Below are 26,013 nucleotides of genomic sequence, written 5' to 3' on the forward strand. Positions count from 1 at the left end.
AAAATCAAAACCAACTAAAAATAGAAGAAACTACTGATTTAAAAGCCCCTACAACTGCACCAGTAACCTTACCAATAGCTTCACCTGTTTTCCCCATTCCTAAAATATCACCTAATTCTTTTCCTATTTTTCCACCAACTTTTGATGTTTCTACTATAGTTTCCACAAATGATTTTTGTATTTCCGCGGTATAATTTTTAATTTCATCATTATCAGACCACATATTTTTATCATCTGATGTAGTATTAACATATACTAATCTTTTATCTAACGGTGTATTTTTAACAATAAAATAAAGTAATTTGGATAAATTATAAGGTCTTTGTTCCTCGCCTTCATCTTTAAAACCTGCTGAATAGTAAATAGGTTTAATATCAACACCTGTCGCTTCTTTCACTCTATTTTTTACTGATTCTACTTTTTCTTCCAAGAAACTAACTAATTTAGGTTCTGGTTTATTATTTTGAAAGTCCCAATATCGACCTTTCATTGCTACATCAGCTTGATTTATTGCTATTAAAATTCTGTCTTTTGGATTCTCTCCTAAATTTGGAATTATTACTGAATTAATCAGCTCATATGAAGTGCCTAGATCTCTACTTCCTCCATCAAGAATAACCAAAACTAAATCAATTAACGGCAAACCGTTTTCATCCAATTCATTTAACTTTGAAATTATGCCTTTTGAATGTTGTATATCTTTTTCTTTACCATCACCTAATCCTGGACTATCCCATAGAATTAAATTATCTAATTCATACTTTCTAATATCCATCGTTTCAGGGTCAACGCCCATGCCAACTTTTGCTACATCCGTGTTGAACATTGCATTTATTGTTGAGCTTTTCCCACAGCCTGTTGCTCCAGTTATCATTAAATTTATTTTTTTATTTTTTAAATGCAATATATTTGAGAAAAATTTCTGTTTTGTATGTTCATCTAAATTAGATGCATTCACATCATTTTCCATATCTTTAAAGATGTTATTCTCTTTCATTTTATTTATTTATCCTTAATTTTAATTTTTCAATGAATTATACAATATCAAAATCTATTGATATTTATGTTATTAATATCAACTAAGACAACCATCACGCTTTGCGTTACTGACCGATTAAACAATCACCTATTCGGTTAGTTGATAATAAAATAATCGCTGAAATTTTTATTTTTATAAGCTTACAAAAAAGCCAACTCGGTGTGAGTTGGCTTTGTATATAAGGTAAGAATAATTTAGGGTTTATTTAGCTGATAATACTACCAATACTAAAAACGAGCTTTTCTGGTTTATGCCATTTACTTTTATTACCGCTGATCTCAAATGGCGTGATCCATAATTTATGGACATCATCTAAATCAAAAAAAGTCGGCAACGGCTGAGTAAAGTTGGCTTGCATTGGATAAATGAGCACTACATCATTGCCATGTTGCTCGTCTGCGTTTCTTTTAAGGTATTTCTTCGCATAAGCAAACATTTGATAAATATCAGATTGAGACAAATTGGCGTTGCTTATTTTGCTATCAAGAAGCTTCCATTTGGTGTCTAGCACTGCCACATTTCTCTTATCGTGTTTGATTAATAGATCAGGGCGAAGGCTGAACTTCCCTTTCTGTTGATACCTTGCCAAATGCTCCCCTGTGGCTTGCGTTTCTAATTGAAGTGTTGGATGCGATTGCGCCAACTCTGCCTTGATGATTTTAGCGACGTAATCTTCAAACACCTTCTCCATTGGGAACAAGAGAGAAATCGCGTGATGATCTCCCTTCATGGTTTGTGGCGAGTAACCATTTAAGATCAACTGACACCATTGCAATGGCACATCATAATGATTCATGCCTCGGCCTGATTTCACCTTCGAAAAATCCGATTTATGATCATGGCTTTTTGGCACTTCATGAAACACAAACTCTAACTCTTGCACTAGCTTTTGGTTGGCGGCACTGCGAGCCAGTGATTTCACATTGAGTAACGCTGAGTGAATCAAACGGTTTGCAGGTCTATCAAGCAAGAACTCATCATATTCACAGTAAAATTTGTGTTTATTGATAAAGTTATGACGAAGTTGCTTACCGACATTCAGCTTACCCTTTAAATACGCGAGATTGTCTTCACGGCGCACATAATCACTGCGTAATCCTCGTTTTACCAAGGCGTTTACCGAGTGTAAAAATTGCCCTATAAACACCTCAAGCAATGGCATTTTTTGATAAGTGATGTTGGCACTGGCGGTTTGAATGTGGGAGAACCCTTTTAACGCCCTAAGCATGGTTAAGAGTGAAGCCCGCGCTTGGTCTTCTCCCTCTTCCTCATTTGTGCTTTTGCCTATTTTTGGCAGCACTTCAATTTGAGTTTTATCGGGTGTGAAAATAACCCCTGCGTAGTTTTGTACTTGAAGCACTTCCATGCCATCAAGACTGCGCAGCTTTAGTAACTTTCGCTCACTCTCATCCCCTAAGCACATACGCTTTAAATAATCGTAACTGCGTGCTGATACTTTTTGCACACGTGTATGCGCCTCGGCTCTGTCGTCTTTTGCGACAAAGCCAAACTCAAACAAGGTGATTTCTTTTTTCGCTTTCATTACGCGTTACTTAATTGATGCATAAACAGCAATATAGGCTTGTGGATTATCCCAAACCGAGTTTTCGCCATTAAACGACATTAAGGTGTAGCGTGTTTTGCTCTCTTCGTAGGTTTCTAAACCGTGCTCAGAACCAAACAATGAATCATAATATTCGTTATGAACTTTAACAAAGCGGAGCTCGTCTGATTTTTGATTATCACCTAATACAAGGCGGATCTTGTTCCAATCGTCATAGAAATACTCTTCTAGCAATGGGATGATTTTATTTTTAAACGCTGCTTTTAGCAGTTCGAAAGCTTTATCTTCGTCTTGCTCATTGTAAGCTGGAAATAAGAAGGCGTGACCTAAGGTATGCTCACGATCATATAAGGCTTCTATGCGTTTATTTAGGGCGTTAAGTAACCGAGTAAGATCGATACCTTTAATCTGTTTGTTATTAAATAATTCAGGCTTTGGCATCATTTCGATAAAATCAAAACGACGACGCAGCGCGGTATCCATCATAGCGAGAGAGCGGTCAGCGGTGTTCATGGTGCCGATGATGTGCAAGTTATCGGGTACTGAGAACGTATCGCCAGAGTACGGTAACACAAGCTCTATTTCTTCTTCTGCCCCTTTACGCTTTGAGGGCTCAATAAGCGTAATCAACTCACCGAAGATCTTAGAGATGTTTCCTCGATTAATTTCGTCGATGACGAGGACGAAATTCTTGCGATCTATATGAACCGTATCGGTTTGATTTGAATAGGCAGACAAATGCTTAATTAATGAAGAATAATATGGATTAAGACCGCCTTTTATTTCACGTTCATCATTAAATACCGCTTTTAACGTTTTTACACTCAATGAATGAGTTGAATCACCTTTGTCTTTCTCAAATCTAATCGTATTATTATCGACATCCGTAACAATAAAGAAAGTACGGATAGTATTAACCCTAATACCATTTTCATTTTGCGATAGCTCTGTAAGAAATTTCGCCCATAGTGAATCAAAATCACGGTCACTTTCTACGGTTTTAGTTACTCGATATTTATCTGCGTCTTCTGAGATCGTTTTAAAAATGCCATCTTTTTCATAATAAGCTATTTGATTACCTTCAGTTTTAGCACTTAACCCTTCAACAAATTCTTCATAACCATAACTTTGATGAAAGGTAACAAAGCGAATACGTTTATCGCCAACCAAACGGACATATTCGGCTTTTAATTCATCACGGTTAGTCCATGTAAACGTTGGTTCTGCGGCTTTTACTGCGGACTCCATGGTGTGATAAGTTTTACCTGTGCCCGGAGGGCCATAGAGGATTTGGTTTAGAGGTGACATGGTGTTTTCATTACTCGCGGTGAAAAATGGCTCAAGTGTGGCTTGTGATGGAGAAATAATTTTCTCGATTGTAAAACCCTGCTTAATCGCTTGTTGATAAAAGCCCTCTACGTTTCCAACGCCCCATTGATTACTCACATAAATGGTTATGCCATCGTGAGTGAGTAAACGATCTTCTGCTTTATTGTAGAATCGGTTTTCAACATCACTGCTCTTACTTAACCTCTCATCGTACTCTTGCTGAGTAATAAATACGTTACCATTCTTATTTTGTAGAGATCCGGGAAATATTTGCTCTAGTTGCGCTAACGTAGCGTCATAGCGTTCGATATAAGTAGCAACAACAGCATGAACTAATCGGCCTTTTCCGTATACACTTTCTTCAAATTTATATTTTGTATTATCTCTTGCCATTTTTCTTTATTCCAACCTAAAAAAGCACGCCATTTGACGTGCTTATTATGTTTATAAGCGCCCTGTAGAGAATGATGACATGACGCGTTTTATTTGTTTATTGTTATAACTGACCAGAAAAAGCTTTTTGGGAGAGTGCGTTGAATAAATGCATGTCATCTTCCTTCCCTATAAGTAAATTATCAATTAGCGCATAAATCTCTTGCCGTATCTCGATATACTTATTTTGTACTTTCATATCGGGGATCAACACTATCGTATCTTTAACCATTTTTGTGCTAATAGTATTGAGACCTGATGTAGTATTACTAGCTCTTGCCAGCTGCACTCTTCCTCCAGGGGAATTTATAAAATCCGCCAGGTAATGGGGAGAAACCAAATCATTAATTACACGTACTCTAATAAGGTGATTTTGATGGATAATCGGGGAAATACTTCCATCCCAATTAGCACAACGACCGATTTCGTTTTTATTTCCGTGCCCCTCTACTACGAGTAGATCATCTGTAATCAGAGAAATTCGCTCCATTTCTTTCTGGGTAACTTGCATGGTTTTTATTTCAGACAAGTCTAATTTACCCCTAAATACATTGGCAACTCTCAAATAAGAACAAGTGACTGGTAGGCTCTCTCTTTTCTTTGAAACCTGAAGACCTCCTTGGACTTCTGCTATTTCAGAAATGAGCTTAACCTCCCATCCCTTCGGATTACTCACCGGATCACCAAACATATCCAAAAACACGCTGCGTAAGAACTCATCAGCAAGTTCGATAGCTTGCTTACGTTTTTGGCGAATTGCATCGGCTTTATCTAAAATCGCCGCAATACGTTTTTGTTTTTCTAATGGTGGTAGTGGGATTTTTATGGAATCTAAATTTTTTTTATTCAACTTAGGCTGTGCTGATCCTGTTATGTATGGCTCAAGGTTAATACTGTTTATGTAATATGCAAGAAATCCAAGATCTACCTTACCATTACATTTCAAGACATGCGCATGATTATTTACCCAAAACTGCCCGCTAGCATGAAAAGCGATTGGTGTAGTACGAGATAATAAGTTATTCCCATCTTCACCAATTAAAAGATAGTCGCCATCAAATAGAAAATCATCAACAAAATCTATAATACCTGAAGCACCGTAATATCTATACTTACCCGTTCTTCCATCTCGCTCAGATTGTTTTAGTGGAACTCGCTTAGCGTTACAATTCTCCACCAGTTCTCCTAAAGGTTTTATAGGCCAACTCATAGCATCGCCTCCAGCTCATTCAGATCAGCCAGAATCTCGTTTTCCAGTGCTTTTAATTTACCTAGAATCACTTTTGGGTCTTCAAAGGTTTCTTCTTGATACACAACTTCTTTGTAACGGTTGATGGAAAGATCAAACTTTTGCGCTTTGATATCATCTGCTGACACCATAAAGGTTTTTTGCGTTTTGTCACCAAACTCAGCTGTTAACGCTTCTTGGTTGTTCGCTTGGTATAACTCGTTGTAACGCTTCCATTTTGCTAAAGCATCTGGAATGTCATTATCTTTAATTGGGTTGCGCTTATCATCCAACGAGTAGCCGTCTGCCGTCATGTCGTAAAACAAGACGTTGTCGGTGCTGCCACCTTTGGTAAAGATAAGAATACCGGTTGATACACCTGCATACGGTTTGAATACACCACTTGGTAGCGAGATCATCGCTTCAAGTTGGTTGTTATTGATCAGCTCTTTACGCAAGTCTTGGTGTGCTTTTGAGCTACCGAATAACACGCCATCAGGTACTACGGTGGCACTGCGTCCGCCTAATTTCAGCATGCGTAAAATCAAGGCTAAAAACAGTAATTCGGTTTTCTTGGTTTTTACGGTTGCCAACACATTCGGGTTGACGGATTGCTCGTCCAAACTGCCTTTAAATGGTGGGTTAGCTAAGATCTTATCGAAGAAGTTCTCTTCTTGCGGTAACTCGGCAAAGTTTTTGTTTAAGCTGTCTTGATAGGTGATGTTGGCACTACTTACTCCATGCAATAACATGTTCATGGCTGATACACGTAGCATGGTGCTATCAAAATCAAAGCCCCAGAACATCTTGTTATTAATGTGGTCTTGGTACTCATGCAGCAAATCACCCGTATACACATCGTTACCGTCTTCATCTTGATAAATGCTGTCAGGGCTGGTGTGAGTGCGTGTTAAATATTCCATCGTGCGAGATAAAAACCCTGCTGTACCACACGCTGGGTCACAAATAACATCGGTTGGCTGCACATCTAGCATTTCGACCATCATATCAATGATATGACGAGGAGTACGGAATTGTCCGTTTATCCCTGCCGAAGCTAATTTACTCAGCAAGTATTCGTAAATATCACCTTTAACATCGCTTTGATCTAATGGCAGTTGATCAACCATTTCTACGGCAGAAAGCAATACGGATTCACTGCGGATCTCCACATCGGCATCGGCCATGAATTGAGCGATATCTGAGCCGTTTAACTCAATTTCTGAGAAGTGTGGAAATACGTTATTACGCAGGTGAGGCAATAACTCTTTGCCTGACATGTTTTTAAAGTTCTGCCAACGCAGTAATTGGCCTTCTGGCGTTTCAGGGAACTGACGAGTAAACGCTTGGCCTGTACGTTTGGCTTTGCGCTCTGCCGTTGTTTCTTGCATATCCAGCATGCGTGAGAACATTAAATAACTGATCTGCTCGATAACCACTAATGGGTTTGTTACGCCCCCTGTCCAAAATTTTTCCCACAGGGTGTCGATGTTATTACGTAGTTGACCAGTTAACATAAGTTTCTCTTTTTATTAATACTGTTTATCTCAAGAACGACGTGTTTTTGAGTTATCTTTATGATGTTATTTTAACGCGAAAAAGGGAGATCGTAACCTTACTATCTCCCTTTTCTGTTGCGTTCTTAATCAAATTGAACGCTTTTTTGCATCTCTTTCTGCTTATTTGTCGCATTGCCTTTATTGAGGCAGTAAAAACGGTTCAATTAACGCTTCAAGTTGGTCGGCCTTATCACCACAGAAGATGTCTAATCCTTCACCATTCGTTAAACGTTCAAACTGGCCTTCGTATAAATCTGCCATTTTGATTCGTCCATTACGGCAAATAAGTGACTTTAGCTGATTCAAAAATTGCGTCTGTTTGTACGTTAATGCGTTTGTTTGCATAAAGTCCGTAAAACGCTCATTCACTTGCTCGGCATCTAACCCCACTAATTGAATTAAGGTTTGGCTTAGCTGCTCTGGCGTTCTGCCATAAAAGGCATTGAGCGCATTGGCATCCACACCCGGGTGTTGCGTTAAAATGGTTGATGTTAACGAGGTCAATTCATCTTCTGTCACCGCTTGGTTATGATGAATTTTTTGTAACACAGGATTGTTAGCAAGCATGGCTTCCAATATGTCTTTGAGACGTTTGCGATACACCATCGCCTCGCTGTCGTCCCCTATCACCACGACACGTTCACACTCTTGGATCCCGCCATCCGCAGTATTGGTGGTTTGCACTGAATCATAAATACTGTGCTCTTTCTTTTTGTATTTCATGATCCCACGTAGATTGTTACGTGTTTTTTCCAGTTGGTTCAGTGATATGTTTTCCCAATATTCTTGCGTTTGAACGCGTGCAATTTCATCACCTTGCTTACGAACGTCGGTTATTGTGATAGCAAGGTTTTGAATGCGAGACAGTAAATCCGCTTTTAAGTTTTCAAGATCACTGCTGCCTGTAAGATGCGCGGTCTCAACTTGGGCAATTAATCTATCTAGCATGGCGGCATCTTTATCTTTTAAGGTTCGATACCCCATTAATGGTGCGATTTTGGTTTCTAAAAGATGGTATGTTGCGCCATTCATCTCTAGCAACATGTCGGTTTCTTGCAACTGTTTAACGGTTCGTAACTCTCGACGTACGGCAATGGTGTCTTCTGGCAAATCGCAGATATCCGCTTTCATTTGTGCGCAGGCTAATTCAAAAGCGTGTACATCTGCTTTTTTCTTTGCTTGATCAGCCAAGGCTAAACGCGCTTCAAAGACGGTCTGTAATAATGAACGACTGTTGCCGGTATCGACTTCTACGTATTCCTCTTCAAAATATTCGAAGTTACCGTAGTGATCGAAGATCAAAAACTCTTCTTTGTCTTTGCCTGGGCCAAATAAGTTGTCACATAAGCGTGTTCCACGGCCTATCATTTGCCAGAATTTCACCCATGATTTCACTGGACGAGCAAACACGAGATTCACAATTTCTGGCACGTCGATCCCGGTATCCATCATGTCGACGGAAATCGCGATTCGGAACTGATTATCTGATTTTTTAAATTCATCAATTCGGGCATCTGGGCGATCCACTTTGTTGTGGATCACTTTACAAACTGCACTGCCGTATTGTGGGTACAGTTCTTCACAAAACAGTTTTTCAAGTTGCTCGGCGTGAGCTTGGCTTTGCGCAAAAATAATGGTTTTACCGACTAATGAGTTGGTGGCATCTTTAATGCCGTTGACCATTAGGTTTTCTAAAATCGCGCTGTCGGTTTCAACACTGAAGATCTTTCTTCCGATGTCTTTGCCTTTGATTGTGGTTTTTTGCGCTTCTTCAAGTCCTAAATCGTCTTCAAGCTGTTGCTTTTGCTCTGTAGTGAGTTTGCTGTAATGTATGCCCTCACGCAGAAACTCGGTGGTGAACTCTTTCACTCTAAATGGGTTTAGAAAGCGTGGTTCGTGTGAGATCGCTTCTGCTAAATCAAAGTTATACGTCGGATCGCCATTTTCACAACCGAATAAATCGAAGGTGTTGCGTGCAATGAACTTAACTGGGGTTGCGGTTAAACCGACTTGCATTGCATCAAAATAATCGAAAATATCACGATAGCGATTGTAAATACTACGGTGCGATTCATCAGCAATAATCAGATCAAAAAAGCCCACATCAAGCTGTGAGAATCGATTCATCATGCCCGGATAAGTAGAGACAAAGACGCGCGCTGATTGGTCGATTTGGTTTTTCTCACCAATCACGCAGCGAGGCTCACTCGGTAAATACTCTTTAAATGCATTATCCGCCTGTCGACGCAGTTCTTTTCGATCACACAAAAAGAGGACTCGTTTTATCCAACGAGATCGAAGTAGTAGTTCCACCAAGGCAATAGATACACGCGTTTTACCTGTGCCTGTCGCTTGTACAATTAAGGCTTTACGGCGCTGATTCTGAAGTTGGCTTGTCACCGATTTGATCGCTTCAATCTGATAAGGACGCCCTGCAATATCAGAACTTGGATTCAATAGCTCAAGATTTGGCTCTTTATGTTGATATTGAAACTGCAAAAACTTGAGGCTGTCTTTTGAATAGAAACCAAAAACCTGACGATAGGTATTGTATTGTTTTGTGTCCCAAATGCAGATCTCGTAACCATTGGTATAAAATACGATCGGAACTAAGCAATTGTGCTCTTTGGCTAAACCTTCGGCGTAGTATCGTGCTTGTTCTCGCCCTTTTTGAATATGCTCACGCGAGCGTTTTGCCTCAACAACGGCTAATGGCGTTCCATCATCATCCCACAGTACGTAATCGATATAGCCTGTTCCCGATGTTGTTGGTTGGTGCGAGACTTTAACTTCAATCCCAACGCTATCAGGGTTGTTTCTATCCCAACCTGCTTGAGCTAATTGGCTGTCAATTAACAGTTGGCGGGTTTTATTTTCATCCCACTCTAGGCTGTTAGCGGTTTGCTTACTGCGAGATTTCGCTTGGCTTAATTGCTCTGCGGTAGCTTGTTCTTTATTCTCTAATTCGATGCGTTTTTGGCGTTCACGCTCTAGCTCTTGTAATAATAGATCTTGTTGTTTTTGGTTTTCTTCTATCACCTTTTCAAGCTGCTTTTGATTCAAAGCTGATGAACTTGGTTTTTCTGGATAAACTAAATCCGTAAGATCGGCAACTCGAAAACCGTAATAGTTAATCGCAAGATATTGAGACAGTGAGTGAGCCGTTCCTAATGCGGCGTAGGCTTTTTTAATTGAGCCATCACCACCATGAGCGGTCTCGTTGCCTTCTATTCTTAAAAAATGCAGTTGATCTCGCAGACGAGTCTCTGTTGCATCAATAAAAGCATCGTTTTTTAATAACTCAATAAAATTCGCTTGAGGCAGCCTTGGTAAGGACTCAATGGCATAAATCTCTTTGGTGACTTCTTCGGCAAAGCCACGTAAACGGGTAATTGCACTACCGGGATCGAGATGAAGAATTTGCTCTGCTAATGAACCAAGTTTCGTCAATTTATCATTGTGTTCACGAATAAGTTCAAAATTTAAAGAAGTAGTCATAAGCCATTGATACTCAATTTTAGAATTGCATTCGTTATAGCAGATTTTAAAAAATAAAACGATGACATAGATGGGAGAAATGACGGATTGATTCTTATATTTAGATGACAATAAAAAAGAGCACCGAAATGCTCTTTGTTTATGCTTATCTTTACGCGGCTTCCATGCGTGAGATGATCGCGTCCAGCGGTAGATCTTTATCTCGAATTAATGCGATTACGGCTTCGATATCCTCTTCTCGGTTTGCAGCCATGGCTTGATTAATGTCATCAATTAACATTAACGCTTGGGCTTTGGTTAAGTTACGTAACAGACTAACGCGATTGTTAGCCGACATAGCCATCAACTCAGTGGCTGAATTACTGTTTTTTGTATTCATGTTTTTATTACTCACTGGTTGTTTTAGTTTTTTAGCCAATTTTTTCGCCTCTTTTGTCGGGGCGTGTTGGGTTTTATCCTCCAAACTTATGACGTTGTTTTTATTGGATTCGTTATGTACTGATGCTTGTTGTTTATTGGGTTGTACTTTTGCCAACTTATCTTTTGATGTGCTGTTTAATAGCTCAGCATAATAAGCCATGCTAGGTAACATGAAATTAAGGTGGTTATGTACCATTCCTTCAATGGTTCTCAGCTCTTTCGGCTTGAGGTAAGTACCTTGTTTACGTGCTTGTAAAGCTAAAGATACCGAGTGCTTTACTATTTCAATACGTTTTAGATTAAGCCCATTAATACACTTATTATTAAGAACGCTTTCTTTTTCTTGTTCTTTTAATACGGTAATGCGAGTTCTTAATGATTTGACACAGTTTTGGATCAACTTATCGTTCGATAAAGTAACCGCACTGACTACCCCAGTTTTTTCAGGTTGAGATAACTTACTCTCTTCTTTTTTACTTGCTTTAAGTTCACGCTTTACTTCTGCCATGAAATTATTGATAGATTTGCAATCTGATGGTGTTGATCCTGTAAAAAGAGGTTTTGTTACGCCATCGATTAATACTTTTAAGTGATTATTATTCGCTCTTTCGTATGTAAATGGTGTATCTGCTCCAAGCAAATCATTTAAGAATTTAATTACACGCTTTTGATATTTACTGTAGTTAGTTTGCTTGCACATAATATTACCTCTAATAAATCGTTATTGTTTCGTTAAGAGATATAATAATGGGCACACAGAATATAATGCAGTTTATAAGCTTGTGAAATGCGTGAACACAAAACAACCAAATTCAAAACTGATTATATACACTTTAAATCTACTTCTATGAGCAAGATTAAGAACCAATCAATCATCTTTCCCATGCCTCAATTTCATTTTTGAAATATAAGTTTACCGATCAGAATTAAAATAAACCCACCCATAGATTTGACATTAAAAAATCGCCTCTTTTAAAAAGTCAAAATAACAACGAAAAACTGACTTTTATGTCAAAAAAACAGACACATAACATATTGCAGTCGCAATTCCAAGAATTACTTTAGAAGCAATATCACAGTTTGAAAAACTCTTGATATCCTTAAAAATTCTTCTGGTTAGAATGCTCGAAAATTCAATTCAGCTATTAATTTGATATTAATAAATGAATTTTGCGTGGTTCGATTCGAGGTTTTTGCCTAATTATAGTGGTTTAGGAATTAACCTTTTCGTAACAGAATGAACCCCTTTTAAACGGGTCATTCAATCATAGGCAAGGAAGCGAATGATGATGAAATCTATCCATCGCACACCTTTATAATTAATAAATTTATCTAGATAAGATAAATAAAAAAGAAGAAAAAGCAGTGATAAAATTAAACAAAATAACAGTCGCTATTACTAGCGTCATGTTTAGCGGATATTTATACGCCGCTGATGCAAGTGCAACTTCTAACGTTGTTACTTTTGTTCCTGGTGAAACAAAAGTTCAAAATGGAGATATGGTTTCTTTCAATGGCGACTGTTTTGTTGCTAAAAATAACCCAGGTGTTTGGGAATCTCCTACCGCTGATTCATGGTTTTGGGATGTTGCTGAATGTTCAGGTGAACCAAACCCAGGTCCGGGTCCAAATCCAGGACCAAACCCGACTCCAGATCCTGATTTAGGCGATATTATTCCGTTTATTCCAGGTAAGACTCAAGTTGAGAATGGCGATGTGGTTTCATACGAAAACCAATGTTTCATTGCTCAAAACAACCCAGGTGTTTGGGAAACGCCAAGCGCAAGTTCTTGGTTCTGGACGCTAACAGAATGTTCTGACGAACCTGTAAATCCTGAACCAGAAGTGACTGAGTTGTCGATCCTTGCTCCTACTGCTGGACAAGTGTTAACCGCTAACGAAGCTATCTCAATCAATGCACATGTTGATGGTAACTTAGCTGCTAAAGTTGAATTTTGGGCGAACAATACCAAGCTTGCTGAAAAAACAGTAAACCAAAACAACACTCAATACTCTCAAACTTGGACGCCAAGTGAAGAAGGTAATACGACGATTAACGTATTTGTTTTCGATAAAAATAACCAAAAGATCGAGCAAAAGTCAGTATCAGTTACTGTAAAAGCAGAAGTAACTGAAGATTTCGTTGCGCCTGTAGTTAAGTTTGTTACTCCAACTAATGGTTCAACAATGAACGTTGCTGAGAGTCTATCAATTTCTGTAAATGCAACAGATGCTGATAACGATTTAGCGACACTGGTTGTTAAAGCAAACAACAAAGAAATCTGTTCATTTGACGCAGCGAATACAGACACATTTGCGTGTGACTGGCAACCGACTCAAGCTGGTAATGTAACTCTGAATGCTATCGCTACAGATGCACAAGATCTTTCTTCTACAGCAACAGTAAGAATCACCGTTGAAGAAGATGTGGTAGAGCCACCAGTAGAGCCGCCTGTAACTCCAGGTGACTTATGTAAAGACTTTAATGTTTATCCTGATTGGACTCGTGGTGATCACGCAACAGGTGGTGACATTATGGTTCATGATAACATCGCTTACTCAGCAATCTACTGGACTAAAACCATTCCAGGTAGTGATGACTCATGGGCTCTTCACCTAAATTGTGATGGTACTGAACCGGGCACTGCTCCGCTTCTTTCTCTACCAAACCCAATGGATCCAGTACGTCTAGAAGTAGCTGGCTGGCCAAATACATTAGTTGTTGCGAGCCCTGCTACTTCAGCACCAACGACATTAACGATCCAAGCAAGTAACAGTGCTGATTTAGCTGATTTCGATAAACTAACAAGCACATTTGTATCTATCATTAATGCTGCTGCACAAGCGGGTTCAGCATCTATTATCATCAACTCTGATGTTCTTGATAAAGCGACTCGTGATAATGCGTTATCTTCAAACAGTATTTCTGTTAAAGAAGCACTAACACAAGCGATGGATATCACTGGCAATAAGATTGATATTGATGACATCAACGCTCTAAGCAATGATTTAAAAGGTTGGGCAAACGCTCATCACCTAATCATATCTACTCTTGCGCCAGAAGCAAGTTACGGTTGGTCTCTAAGCATTGGTGACTTTGCTTTTGATACGCACTCAGGTAGACAATCTGTTTGGGATGAGGCGTCTAGTTTCTCTGCGGACTTACTGAATAAATTAGAGCTTTATAAAGCTGAACTAGCATCAAAAGCTGACTTTATTGCGTTCACAAAATCAAACACGACTGAAGCGTTATCAAGTGACCAATGGCACAATGCTTTGGAATACGTTAAGCAAGTTTCTGATTACGTGAAAACACCGGTAATGCTAAACAACATCCCAACAGATCAAGCTTCTGCTTACTTCATGGGTGACAAGTCTAGCAAACCACAAATCCGTAAAGCAGCATTCAGCAATGTGTTCGCAATTCTGTTTGATAAAAACACGGCTGAACTAACAGCTAAAATTGAACGCTACCAAGATGCTAAAATGCCACTGTACTACGTTGGTAAAACAACAGAAAACGGCAAACTAACGGTTATTGATGAACTAAATAATCAATTAGCAAATGCTGAAGATGCAATGAACAACACTGCATTCTTGTATGAAACGCCTCAATCACAATGGATTCCGTCTACGGTTTACAAGTGGGCAGACTTCATGGAAGGCTTGAATGCAATGCATAACATTGGTGTTGCAGGTAACAAGTTCTGGCTATTAGATGAAAATGTAGATGATGCTACAAACATCAAATATGCAAAAGTAGCGATTGCTGCGTTCCTAGCTCAAAGTATGCAAGAAACCATTCGTTACAATGCGTGTGATGAAAATAACTGGTCTGAAATCAAATACGGTGCACCTGCTGATTACCCAATGTCTGCAAGCTGTGGTCAACTTGGTCAAAAATACGCAGATTACGGTGTTAACCCTATTTCAGGTTTAGATCACGCTTACTCTTGTCCTCGTGATGACAAAATGGAAGTAAGTGCCCTAACCCATGCGAAATGGTACGGTGCTCCAGCTCCTGTATTTGCTGCACCTGATGCTGTTCTTGAAGAGCGTGGTTTACTTGTAAACGGAAGTGTGGGTCGTTGGACAAACAATGGTCACTGTAATGATGTACCAACGTCTGTAGATACGTCTAAGCAAGTATGGGAACGTGATACATGTAAAACTTACGTTGATCAAAAAGCGGGTAGCTTTATTTGGGATGGCAGCAGCCAAGAAAGTGTTCAAGGTTGTGGCTGGTGGGGCCGTGGTGTAATTCAGACTACAGGTCGTCAAAACTTCGGTACACTTAACCACTACTTAGGCCGTTCACACGTTGATCCTGAGACAATTGGTAAAACAATTGATGGTGTTGTTGTTGAAGCGCCACCAGAGAACCCGCTATACGCTGAACTGGATTTCTGTTCAAACCCAGGCTTAATTTGTAGCTCTGAAGAGAACAAAGAAATCAAGTGGATTGCTGGTCTATTCTACTGGGTTACATCAGTACAAGCGTACCCTGATGAGTCTGGTCAATACGGTAACTGGAACTACCACAACGAGCTTAAGAAATATGTTGATGGTGGAATGAAAGGTACTGAGTTTATCGATGATGTATCTGGTATCGTAAACCGTGGTTGTCCTGATTTAGTGTGTTCTACTGGTGAAGTTCATAACGTTAAAGAACGTCGTGCTAACTTTAAACTGGTACTAGAGCAACTGGGCCTTAACCCACAATAATTTGGTTAAGCTAACTAGGTAATTAATTATCTAATACAGTTAAATGAATAAGAACCCTGCTTTTCGAAGTGGGGTTCTTTTTTTGTAATAAACAAAGTAACAATGAAGTGGACGAATCAGAAGTGGTTTTATAAAAATGACAGATACGAAAAAACACGCAATAAAGCGTTTAATTTTAAATAATCATTGGGAATTTGAAACTAGAACAATCTCTAAGAAGGGGAAGCAAGAGATTGGAGCGTACAGCGGGAATCGAACCCGCATCATCAGCTTGGAAGGCTGAGGTAATAGCCATTATACGATGTACGCACATCGTCGGAACGAGATAGATAATGCCATACTGAGCGCTGAGGTAAAGCACTTTTTTACACTTAACTAATTGATTGCACGATATTTAAGCATAATATGCAAATTTTAATCTCTTCACACCACACGGCAAGTATAAATAGTAAGCACCGTCAGCCTATTTGTTGCTAGTTTATCTGAACGATGCTTACTTTTTTACATTACAAAAATTGCTTAGACTTTAATTCAATGGCGGTCGGTTGTTTCTCTATCCATTTTTTTATTCGCAGTATGCGTTGTTTTTCATCTAACCCATCCCACTCACTAGCAATATCTCCACTGACTCCCTGTTTACCCTTAGCTCCGGGCTCCATCCACGGCATGGTTTGATCATTTAACTGACTATGATTTAATGTCGGCATGGCTAACTTTAACGTTTTACCACCTAAAGATACGCCAGATTCGGTATTAAGCTGCTTAAGCTCAGTTACGTTTAAATTAAACAAATGATCCTTACTTTGTACAATGTCACCAAATGGACGTAACCCCAACGCATTAATCCCTGTTGGCGTCATATACTTAAGGTTAAAGCTGATCACATGAACAGCATATGCTTTCTTCTTATCCAATGAAGAAAAGCTATTATTTAATTCATGAATAGACAGATTTAAAAAGGTACTGAGTTTATCGGTTAATACCTCTTTACTTTCTTTATCTATTGAAAGATCCCAAGCACCATTATGACAAATCTCCCCAACATAATTGAGTGTTGATTGATAAATTGGCCCACCCACTTTTTTGATATTTGCGTTTTTATTCAAATAACTTTCAGTATAAGAGGACGAATTTTCAGTATGGTTACTCGCTTGGTGATAATGGTACGATGTTTTTTCTTCCTCTGACACATAACCTGCTGTTTGTAATTGCACCATGGCGTCTACGCTTTTCCAATCTACCTTTAAGGTTTCATATTCTTTTTTATGGCTCTCACCGCAAACCAATATATGCAATGTCTCTAATTCATCCGCTTTATCCCATGAAAAACCACTTATTGTCTGCTTTTTATTCTTGGGTTTAGCTAAGTAGCATTTGTTTTTGTAATCAACTCCTACCGCTTGATAAAGTACTTTATCGATGACATTTATAGAAACGCTTTCACCAACAGTTTGTGAATAAGTAAACTCTTCAACCTCTAATAAACGCCCTTCAGAAATGAAGTTAAGGGTTTGTGTCGAACCACTACTACTGTCTTCCAGTATGACTTTATGGCTATTTTCACTGTGCACACCAATATGAATTTCATCATTATTATTCTCATCAAACAATATGGCTTGATGATGCTTACTGTTCGGTTTTTGCAATTGCAGTTCGTAACGCATATATCTAAAACCACCACTAGATACATATTCTTCAAAGGCGCTCTCTTTCACATTCAGTATTTTCTGCAATCCAAGCCAATGAATAGCATACAAGGATTCAACTCGCCCTTTACTTACTATCGGTTTCATACCATAAATACGTTGGTTCCCAAAATAATAGAAAGGCTCAAATTCAATCGCAGTTAACGCTTTTTCTTTACCAAATACAGCCTTTAACTTCTCATCTTGATAGGTAAAATCAGATAATGTCATTGGTTTAAATAACACACTGAATTTTGGCCCATCTATATTTACGCCATCAACTCGTTGATAGCCTATTTCATAAGGGAATACAGGTTTATCTTCGCCACTTAAAACAATTTGTATTTTTAAACGGTGGAATGGTGATAAGCGATTAATCTTAACCCTTTGATTTTCTTTCTTCCATTTTGAATACTCAACCCACTCTTTACCATCTTGATCTGAGACTAAAACTCGTTGAAGAGCTATCTCATCTAAATCAATGGCTGGCGGTAATGGAGAAAAGTTTTGTGCAAATTCTTCAAATAAATTGTTTCGTTCTTTGTTTTCACTTGGTAGTTCATACAATAATCCCTGAACAGGAAATGCACGACTAAACTTTCCGCTCACTGTTCCTTTATCTTGTGGCGCTTGATATTGCAGATAATTGGAAGCAGGAATCGGTGTAGGTAAGGTTTGATAATGTAGGGGGATATCTTGCTTCTGTTTCTGTTTGCACTGATTGATCCAATCGATCCCTAAATCATTACTTTTAACTGTATTAACTGACCATGAATCATTTTGCAGATACTTTTCGATATAGCCTTTAATATCGTATTTACCCAAGGTTAGATTAAAATTTTTACCTGAATGCATCTTCTGGTTTTCACTATGAGCATACAGCAAAACCATCATCAATCCGTTAAAAGCCAGTGCTCGTAATTGATAGCGCTTTAGTATTTCATTTTTAGTTTCATCTTTAGTTAAATACGCGGTTAAGCTCTCATAACTCGTGAGTTTTGTTTCTAACTTACTGTCCCACTGTCTTAACTGACTTAATAATTCCATTTGTATTTTGGCTAAATCAGCAAGATCGTCTTTTGCCCCTTCTGTTTTGACAATGGTTTCATAAGCGTAATCAAAAAGCATTTCATCTAAGAAACCTAAACCAGATTGAACAATATTAGAGCCTTCCTTAATTAATAACATGCCTCTTGCTGCTGGCCCTATAACTGGAATAAAACAAGCAACACCTACGAGTGACTCTAACAACGCAAGCTGTGCAGCTAATATTGCATCATCCTCTTTTTGCATTGCATTTAGCGTAATTAGACGAGAACGTTCTAGCACCCCCATTCCACTTCTACTTGGTGCATACACAATATCAAGAACCTTTAAGTAAGCTTTTATCTTTACTCTGCGGTTTACTTTTAATTTAAAATTGTCTGATGAAACTTCTCGTCCGGTGGCCTCTACTAATGGCTGAGTTTCACCAAAAGCAATCACCGTTATTTTTTCTTGAAGTGTTTTAGGGAATAGATCAGCAACATTTTGTGCCCGTTGCTGCGATAAATTCATATTATATTGATTGGTGCCGACCTGACAGGTGTGGCCTTCAATAACGATATGAACATCAGGTTGCTTCTCTAAGAAAGAGACAATTTCTGCAATGCCTTGACGAACCATCGATGTATCTGCGGTTTTCTTATCAAACTCAAAAACCACTTCAATCCCAGAGCCGTAGCCGTCATTAAACAAGGTCTTATTTTTAATCGTTAATTGCTCAAAAGCCTGTTTATTTTCTTTATTTATTTCTAATTGCGTTTCCGTCCAGACTGGAATATGTTTCAAATATTCACTAGCAACCTCAGCCATATTGCCACGCGCTTTTTCTGCTTTTTTCTTTTGCTCAACAATTTCTTCTCCGTGATTAAAAAGCGCAGCAATATTATTTAATGTATCAACGGCAACTAACCCTCGCCCAGCCAAATCCGCACCTTGCAGCCATGTTTTTGATAATCGCCCAACTGCGGCTTTGTATTTTCCATCTTTAAATTCTTGGTTGGCTTTAGCGAGGTATTCGGTGAATTTACCGTACTTCTCTTTATCAAAAATGGTGGCTTTAAATAATACCGATGCACCAAATTCGGCACGATACGTAGCACTACCAGCTTGTAATGCGGTTAGCTCCTTTAATTTACCAAGCCCTTCTCCCATGGATTGCAAGCCAAATAAAATTTCTCCTGTGGCTTGCATTGCTGTTGGTAAATTCTTATTTTTTATCTCTTCCCAATACAGCTTGGCAATATTATTTACCATTGCTGTTGGGCCATTATCTAGCTGTGGTGTCAAGCCATCCGCCAATAAGTCCATACCAAGCATCATGCTTACTTTGTTAGCTCCGGTTAATACCGCAAGGCTAGTTAAAGCGGGGCTTTCAAGGGCTTTTGTATTAGTTGCTTTTCCTTTTAAATGCGCAGTAAGATGCGAAAGATATTGTGGAAATTGGCAGATTAAAGATTCTTCAAGGGAGAGCATATCCCCACACACAATGGCCATTTTTCCTAATGGAGTGTGATTATCAAAACGTATGTATTCGCGGAGTTCGTATTGGTAGCCATCTAAGAAACCAAATTTAATTTTGTCGATATTACTATTTTGGATATATTCTGGAATTATTTGGTTTTCAAAGTTACGAGGGTCAAAAGTTACTTTAATACTGTAATACCCTTCTTGGAAAGATTCAGGATTAACATTGATTAGTGCACTTGGTAGTGTAACAACACCCTTTTTAGGAGCTAAAACAGGTATATCTTCTGCAATAGGTTCCCAAATACTTTGATTATCTTCTCGAATAAATCTAGAAATAGTCACTCGTGCATTTGTATACACATCACTTGAAAAAACGACACTACAGATCGCTTGTGATGGTAATAAAAACCCTTTTAAAGACTCTCCTTTTTTAGATATCTCTTCATGCCATTGGTTATACTCTTTTTGCTCCTGAGATAACGCCCCATTTGATGATAGCTCAAATGGCTTGGCGAGTTGCTCTATCCCTATCTCAGTTAAAGAAAATGTCACTTCATTGTCTTTATCTTTGTCTATCATAGAAGAATAACGGTATAACTCTTTTGCTATCTCTATTGGCGAGGTTTTACTAATCGCCAAACGACTTAAAATAGCTAACGGCGGAAAACACAATGAATACTCACCATCATCTAAATGGTTGACCACACTTTTATGCTGAAGGTATTCAAAATCCCCATTTTCAGCAATCGCTTGTACGCCAGTATCAAGCGCATGGATCAGCCCACGTTTATCTGTTCCCCAAATGCCATTAGTTTCTCGATCTTCTACTCGTTCGCTTAATTCTTTTATATTGGCAATTAAGGGAGTAAAAGGAACAGGGCGAATATTATCTACACCATTATTTTTTCTATCATTTCCGAGAGTTACTATTTTTGGGTTTGAATGCCAATCCTGATAACTTTTACCATCTTGCCCCTCAATTTCTATCCCTAAAAATTCAGTTGAGAATAAATAATATCCATCAGCTAATGTATTCTTTTCCTGAGTCATTATTTATCCTCCTTGATAAATGCACCATTATTTGCAAAACCGTTGTATAACCAGGACAGTGTTGCAGAATGGCCTGAGCATACCTGTGGCCAGTTCGTCCATTTATCCTTAGGGACGGTTTTATCTTCGTTTAATTTCAGAAAAATGACTCCTCCAGCGCCATCCCTTACATAATTAGCATTCAGCCCTAACTGCTCAAAGTATTGATAGTCACCTACTTCTGAGCGAACAATTTTCTCACTTTTAACCTCTTTGGTTTCTAAATTAATAAAATAACGATATTGTGCCGACTCACCCCACGCATACTTTCCATCAGGGCTGATTGAGCGACTTTTTAATTCATATTGTAATGAATGCTCTCTAGTGATAACTAAATAACCTTGTTCTTTTTTCTGCTCTTGTAATTCTTTTGGGTAGATGCTTACACCATACAAACGCTTATCACTCTTCTCATCATAGACACCAACACCAAAATCAGAGACCACATACCGCTTTCCACCGTATATCACCCCCACTTCTGAAAAATGAAAATCATCGTCCATTTGGGTAGTTTTTCCTGAGACAATATCGTATTTCCAATATTTTGCTCTGTCTTCAAAATACAAATAACTGCTGTCTTCTGCCCAAAGAAATTGGGAATGACCAAGATCAGAGCCTAAAACTATCGACTCTTGGGTTTTTAAATCAAAAATGACTTTATTGACGCTGTCACTCCAAGCTAAATAACGATTATTTGGTGAACGACGCATCATTCGTATTGGAACGGCTTCATTCTGCTTATTCATCGGAACAACGTCTAAAAAGTCAGTAACTAACCGTAAATTCGTACCATCTGTTTTTATGCTCCAAATCTTATCTCTCGCTTCATAAATCTGTTTTTCAGTCATTACTGAATACGCATCGTGTTTCCCGTTATTCCACCTGAAATCCACTCTCGGTAAGTCGTATGAATCCGTATTTGATAAATCTTCTCTTGGCCACTCTTTAGCGCTGTTCACCACAAAGCAGGGCTTCATTATTCCCGGAATCGTGCCATTGGCTTCTTTCATTAAGATGTAGTTATCTTTAGTGACATAAACACGGTTATCATCCCACTCTTGCTCGTTAAGCAATTCGACATCAGTTTTTGTCGGTTCAACTACCGCACTTGGTGTTGAGGATTCATCTTGGTTGCATCCGTTTAGGAAAATAAGCGCTGCTAATGCTGTCCATCGGTATTTTGAATTCATGGTGTCCCTACACTAATTCACTGATTGCAATGTCTTGGTAAATGATGATTGGCGGTTGCTCAGGGTGATACTCATTCCCTTTGTTTACTCGCTTAAGCGTGACGGTTTTGACCTCACTTGGCCACCCCGTAAATCGAATAGATTGATAGCCATCATCCAGTGTTAAGGCTTGACCTAAGTACACCTTTTGCGACCATTTATGTTCTGTATTAAATAACTCAAAATAGTCATCTGGCTCATCGACAGTAGGGTGTTGGCAATAAGCAAAAACAATCTCATCTTGTGGTGATGATATAAATAAAGCTGCAATACCTTGCTCGCTTTGCTTTTCAATTGACGTTGGTAAAGCCTGACTTGAAAGTGACGATAGAAGTGCAATAACAGACGTTCCATCATCATTAAATTGTTGTAATTCAGTATAGCTATCAAGCCCTTCTATACGTTGTGCCATGGTCTCTGGATTACTGACTAACTCAGATAATTGGTCATCAGTCAGCTGAGGCAAACTATGATATGCAAAAAGAGTTTGAGGTTGACCTGCGATTTTGTAAGGCACCCAAATATGTGGTAATGCGTGCCCAGAAACGGGGCGTATTTCACTCTGTTTTGAGCCAAATAAACTCTCTGTCGTTTCTAACTCGATTGAATAATGAGTTGGAGTTTGAGGCAACTCAATAATGACTTTATCTTCCGTTAAATCAAAAACTCTTGCCTGCCCATAAACATCAAGCTCGCCACTAAAAACCGTTTTTCCATTTTGTTTTACATCAAAAGGTTCATCTGAAAAATAACAGCCATACTCTGGATGTGTTAAGGCAATATCTACATATCGATTAGCGACTTTTTCACCAGAATTTGCTTTGTTCTCACTCGTTAAATCGATATCCATAAACTGGTAATCTTTAGTGATTTTTAGTTCTCGCCAAACGTTATTATTCCACACTATATAAATATAACCGGATGGATAAAGAGAAGCGTCTTGAGGACGAAAATCACTATTTTTTGCTTTAAAAGGCACCACCGGCACTAACACATTATCCCACTCTGCCATTTCTGTTTCTTTGGTTACAGGAGGTAATGATTCGCTCAGTAACAGGTTTATCTCTTTGGCTGAGTTCATGCTTGGTAACGTCAAATACAGTGCTCGATTTCTATCATCTAAATACGTAAATTCGACGAGACTTCTGTGTCCGTTTTTGCTGTCTTTTTTCGGCTTTACTGTCTTTTCATTGATGTTTTTTAATTTTGAAATCGAGATGGATGCGGCGTTATTAGGCCATTGGCCTGCAAATTCGATGACGATTTTATTATCATTCTTTTTTTCAGAAATAGGAGTGATGGATGAAGCGTTTGAACTTGAACAAAGTAAGGTCGGTTTTACTTTTAAACGAGAACGAGTAACCGAGGGGTTAACCACTTTATCAATACGTTTTTTTAGACCACTTCCTTGAGCTAAATGCAGAGTATCAATACTTCGATGTTGGTTCATTAACGATAATGCAGCCCACTCCCCCTGCTCAACCAATTGACGAATACGACTAACGGTTTGAAATACCCCTTGTGAATCACTAATTGCAGAGTGACGCTGTAAATTAATAGGTAATGATGCTTTTAATGAAGTTAAATCAGTAAAGCGATTAAGATGATTCAGTAATTCATTGGGAGTGAGTATATACGGCAAGTCTTTTTGGGTAAGTAAGCGACCGGGGATAAGTTTAAATTGGCAGAGCATCTGCATCTCCACATTCAGTGTATTGAAAGTATCTAAAAATAAATTGCCTGCTATATAAATATGAACAGAGAACTCAGTCAAACCCTATTGCCCTTCACACTTATCTTCCTAGGTCGACGTCTCTTGTTTTTGTAAATATCCAACCTCTTAATTACATTCTCAGCTTTATACTCCGTTCTTCATGAATGAATGTGAAACAAAAAACGGCCCAATTAAGGACCGTTTCATTTGCTATAACCTTCAGATAAACGCCTAATCTAATTGGTCACCAACTTGCTTTTATTAAACGTATTCTCTGGGGTTAATTTAGCGAGTGTTACTACCAATGTAACCTGCGCGATTAACGCTAATATGAAAATAAGTGGGTTATCAAAAATGCCCGCAATGAGGAAACTGACAAGTGCAATTCCGCCATTTAATAATGCATAAGGAAGCTGAGTTTTAAAGTGTTCGAACTGATCACATCCTGCTCCTGTTGAAGACAAAATTGTTGTTTCAGAGATTGGTGAACAGTGATCTCCAAATAAACCTCCAGAAAGAACAGCACCTATACAAACGAACAGTGGCGCATCAATTGCGATAGCTGTCGGGATAACCAAATGCATCATAATCGCAAATGTTCCCCATGACGATCCCGTAGCAAATGAAATGATCGCAGCCAATAAAAAAGATACCGCTGGTACTAACCAATATGGAAAGCCGTTTTGAGCTTGCTCTGCAATATAAGCTGCCGCACCTAACTCTTTACCCACAGAGCTCAGAGTCCATGCAAGTATAAGAATAATTGCAACTTGCATCATGTTACCCATTCCTTTCATGTAAACAGAAATGCCATCTGATAGACTTCTTACTTTGTTCATTGCCATCAAGATAATTAATGTAAATGCGGCAAAGAAGTAAGCTGTAGATAAAGCAGAACGAAACACTGAACCAGAGACTTTTTCGAATGGGAAACCTAGAGGCGCAAGCATAAATACCAAAACAGCACCCATCACCAATAACGGTGCCCAAACAAACGAGGCTTTTGCATTTTTATGCGTAAAAATCTCTTTTGAAATATCGGATGATGCATGAAGTTCGCCCTTACTTGCTATTGCTTCAACTTTTGCCATTGGACCAAAATCCAATTTCTTTAATGCGACAAGTGGAACAATCGCTATCGCTAAAATTGCATAGAATTGATATGGAATAGCGCCTAAAAATGCATCCCAATCCGTAATATCAGTGACATTTAATGCAGTAAATTCTTTCTGAATTAACCCCATGATATACACACCCCAACCAATGAATGGAATTAAAATAGCCACAGGTGATGAGGTTGAATCAATAATGAAGGCCAGTTTTTGACGAGAGATTTTTAATTTATCGAAAAGAGGACGAAAAACTGGACCAACAATTAATGGCGTACCTAAATCAGAGAAGAAAATGATGATCCCCCCTAACCATGCCGAGGTTTGAGCTTGGAATTTACTTTTTACCCAAAGCGTTACTTTTTCTGCAAACGCAAGGCCACCACCCGACTTCTCCATTAGAGCAACAAATCCACCAATGAAAACCAGTAATACTATCACCCCAGCATTATAGCTATCTGTTAGTTGAGGTGAGATATAACTTTTAACCATGACACCAAATGTTTCAAACGGATCAAGCGTGGTAAACAAACCGTTTAGCATTGCTACTCCACTCAATACTCCCGCAAAAAGACCAACGACCACATTACGTGTCGTTAACGAGATAATCAGCGTTATAACAATGGGAATGAGGGAGGTAATGTCTGTCTGTTCCATAGTTGCGTTCCTTTTTATACTGCAAAAGAGTAAATATATATTCAATTAAAGTGACTATATATTTCACAAAAGAAAAAGTATAGTTTTTTATTCACTTTTTATGAATTTAAAATCACCACATATTCTAAAGTCTCATTTTAAAAACTCAGATGCATTCAACGGAGAAATTTCGAGATGCCCTATCATAACAAAAATCAATAAATAAAGATGAAAACCTACTAATTT

12 protein-coding genes and 1 tRNA gene are annotated in these 26,013 nt (G+C 38.6%); 1 reads left to right on the top strand and 12 read right to left on the bottom strand.

The genetic code is table 11. From position 1 onward, the window contains the following. Positions 1 to 4: 4 nt before the first annotated feature. The 7 genes from GNP81_RS13525 to GNP81_RS13555 form a co-directional block, all read right to left on the bottom strand. Positions 5 to 997 (bottom strand): GTPase family protein, encoded by a 993-nt coding sequence (locus GNP81_RS13525; protein ID WP_155673778.1) that lies wholly within the window; start codon positions 995 to 997, stop codon positions 5 to 7. Positions 998 to 1,244: 247 nt separating this feature from the next. Further along, a complete protein-coding gene (locus GNP81_RS13530; RefSeq protein ID WP_155673779.1) occupies positions 1,245 to 2,582 on the bottom strand; it encodes an McrC family protein in 1,338 nt (445 codons plus the stop codon). 6 nt (positions 2,583 to 2,588) lie between these two features. Then, positions 2,589 to 4,325: an McrB family protein gene (locus tag GNP81_RS19420; protein ID WP_155673780.1), complete on the bottom strand. Its 1,737-nt coding sequence runs from the start codon at positions 4,323 to 4,325 to the stop codon at positions 2,589 to 2,591. 103 nt (positions 4,326 to 4,428) lie between these two features. Then, positions 4,429 to 5,574 carry a restriction endonuclease subunit S gene (locus tag GNP81_RS13540; protein ID WP_155673781.1) on the bottom strand — a complete coding sequence of 382 codons (1,146 nt, stop codon included), beginning with the start codon at positions 5,572 to 5,574 and terminating at the stop codon, positions 4,429 to 4,431. Further along, entirely contained in the window at positions 5,571 to 7,109 is a 1,539-nt protein-coding gene (locus GNP81_RS13545; RefSeq protein ID WP_155673782.1) for a type I restriction-modification system subunit M, read from the bottom strand. The genes GNP81_RS13540 and GNP81_RS13545 overlap by 4 nt, the downstream gene beginning before the upstream one ends. A 180-nt stretch (positions 7,110 to 7,289) precedes the next feature. Beyond that, a complete protein-coding gene (locus GNP81_RS13550) occupies positions 7,290 to 10,649 on the bottom strand; it encodes a DEAD/DEAH box helicase family protein (protein ID WP_155673783.1) in 3,360 nt (1,119 codons plus the stop codon). Positions 10,650 to 10,800: 151 nt separating this feature from the next. Beyond that, the gene (locus GNP81_RS13555; RefSeq protein ID WP_155673784.1) at positions 10,801 to 11,769 is read right to left on the bottom strand and encodes a hypothetical protein; all 969 of its coding nucleotides are present in this window, start codon (positions 11,767 to 11,769) and stop codon (positions 10,801 to 10,803) included. A gap of 665 nt (positions 11,770 to 12,434) precedes the next feature. Here GNP81_RS13555 and GNP81_RS13560 point away from each other — a divergent pair. Then, positions 12,435 to 15,794, top strand: a complete 3,360-nt coding sequence (locus GNP81_RS13560) for an Ig-like domain-containing protein (RefSeq protein ID WP_336495489.1) — start codon at positions 12,435 to 12,437, stop codon at positions 15,792 to 15,794. A gap of 234 nt (positions 15,795 to 16,028) precedes the next feature. Here GNP81_RS13560 and GNP81_RS13565 read toward each other — a convergent pair. From GNP81_RS13565 to GNP81_RS13585, 5 genes are all read right to left on the bottom strand, one after another. After that, positions 16,029 to 16,103, bottom strand: a tRNA-Gly gene (locus GNP81_RS13565). 197 nt (positions 16,104 to 16,300) lie between these two features. Then, on the bottom strand, positions 16,301 to 21,040 hold the full coding sequence (locus GNP81_RS13570) for an OmpA family protein (protein WP_155673785.1): 4,740 nt from the start codon (positions 21,038 to 21,040) through the stop codon (positions 16,301 to 16,303). Continuing rightward, positions 21,040 to 22,269, bottom strand: coding sequence for a hypothetical protein (locus GNP81_RS13575; protein WP_155673786.1), 1,230 nt, complete (start codon positions 22,267 to 22,269; stop codon positions 21,040 to 21,042). The genes GNP81_RS13570 and GNP81_RS13575 overlap by 1 nt, the downstream gene beginning before the upstream one ends. A gap of 7 nt (positions 22,270 to 22,276) precedes the next feature. Further along, a complete protein-coding gene (locus GNP81_RS13580; protein WP_155673787.1) occupies positions 22,277 to 24,001 on the bottom strand; it encodes a hypothetical protein in 1,725 nt (574 codons plus the stop codon). Between the two features lie 257 nt (positions 24,002 to 24,258). Further along, positions 24,259 to 25,788: a Na+/H+ antiporter NhaC family protein gene (locus GNP81_RS13585; RefSeq protein ID WP_155672419.1), complete on the bottom strand. Its 1,530-nt coding sequence runs from the start codon at positions 25,786 to 25,788 to the stop codon at positions 24,259 to 24,261. Positions 25,789 to 26,013: the final 225 nt, after the last annotated feature.

This window comes from Aliivibrio fischeri (assembly GCF_009727955.1).
GTDB lineage: Bacteria > Pseudomonadota > Gammaproteobacteria > Enterobacterales > Vibrionaceae > Aliivibrio > Aliivibrio fischeri_A.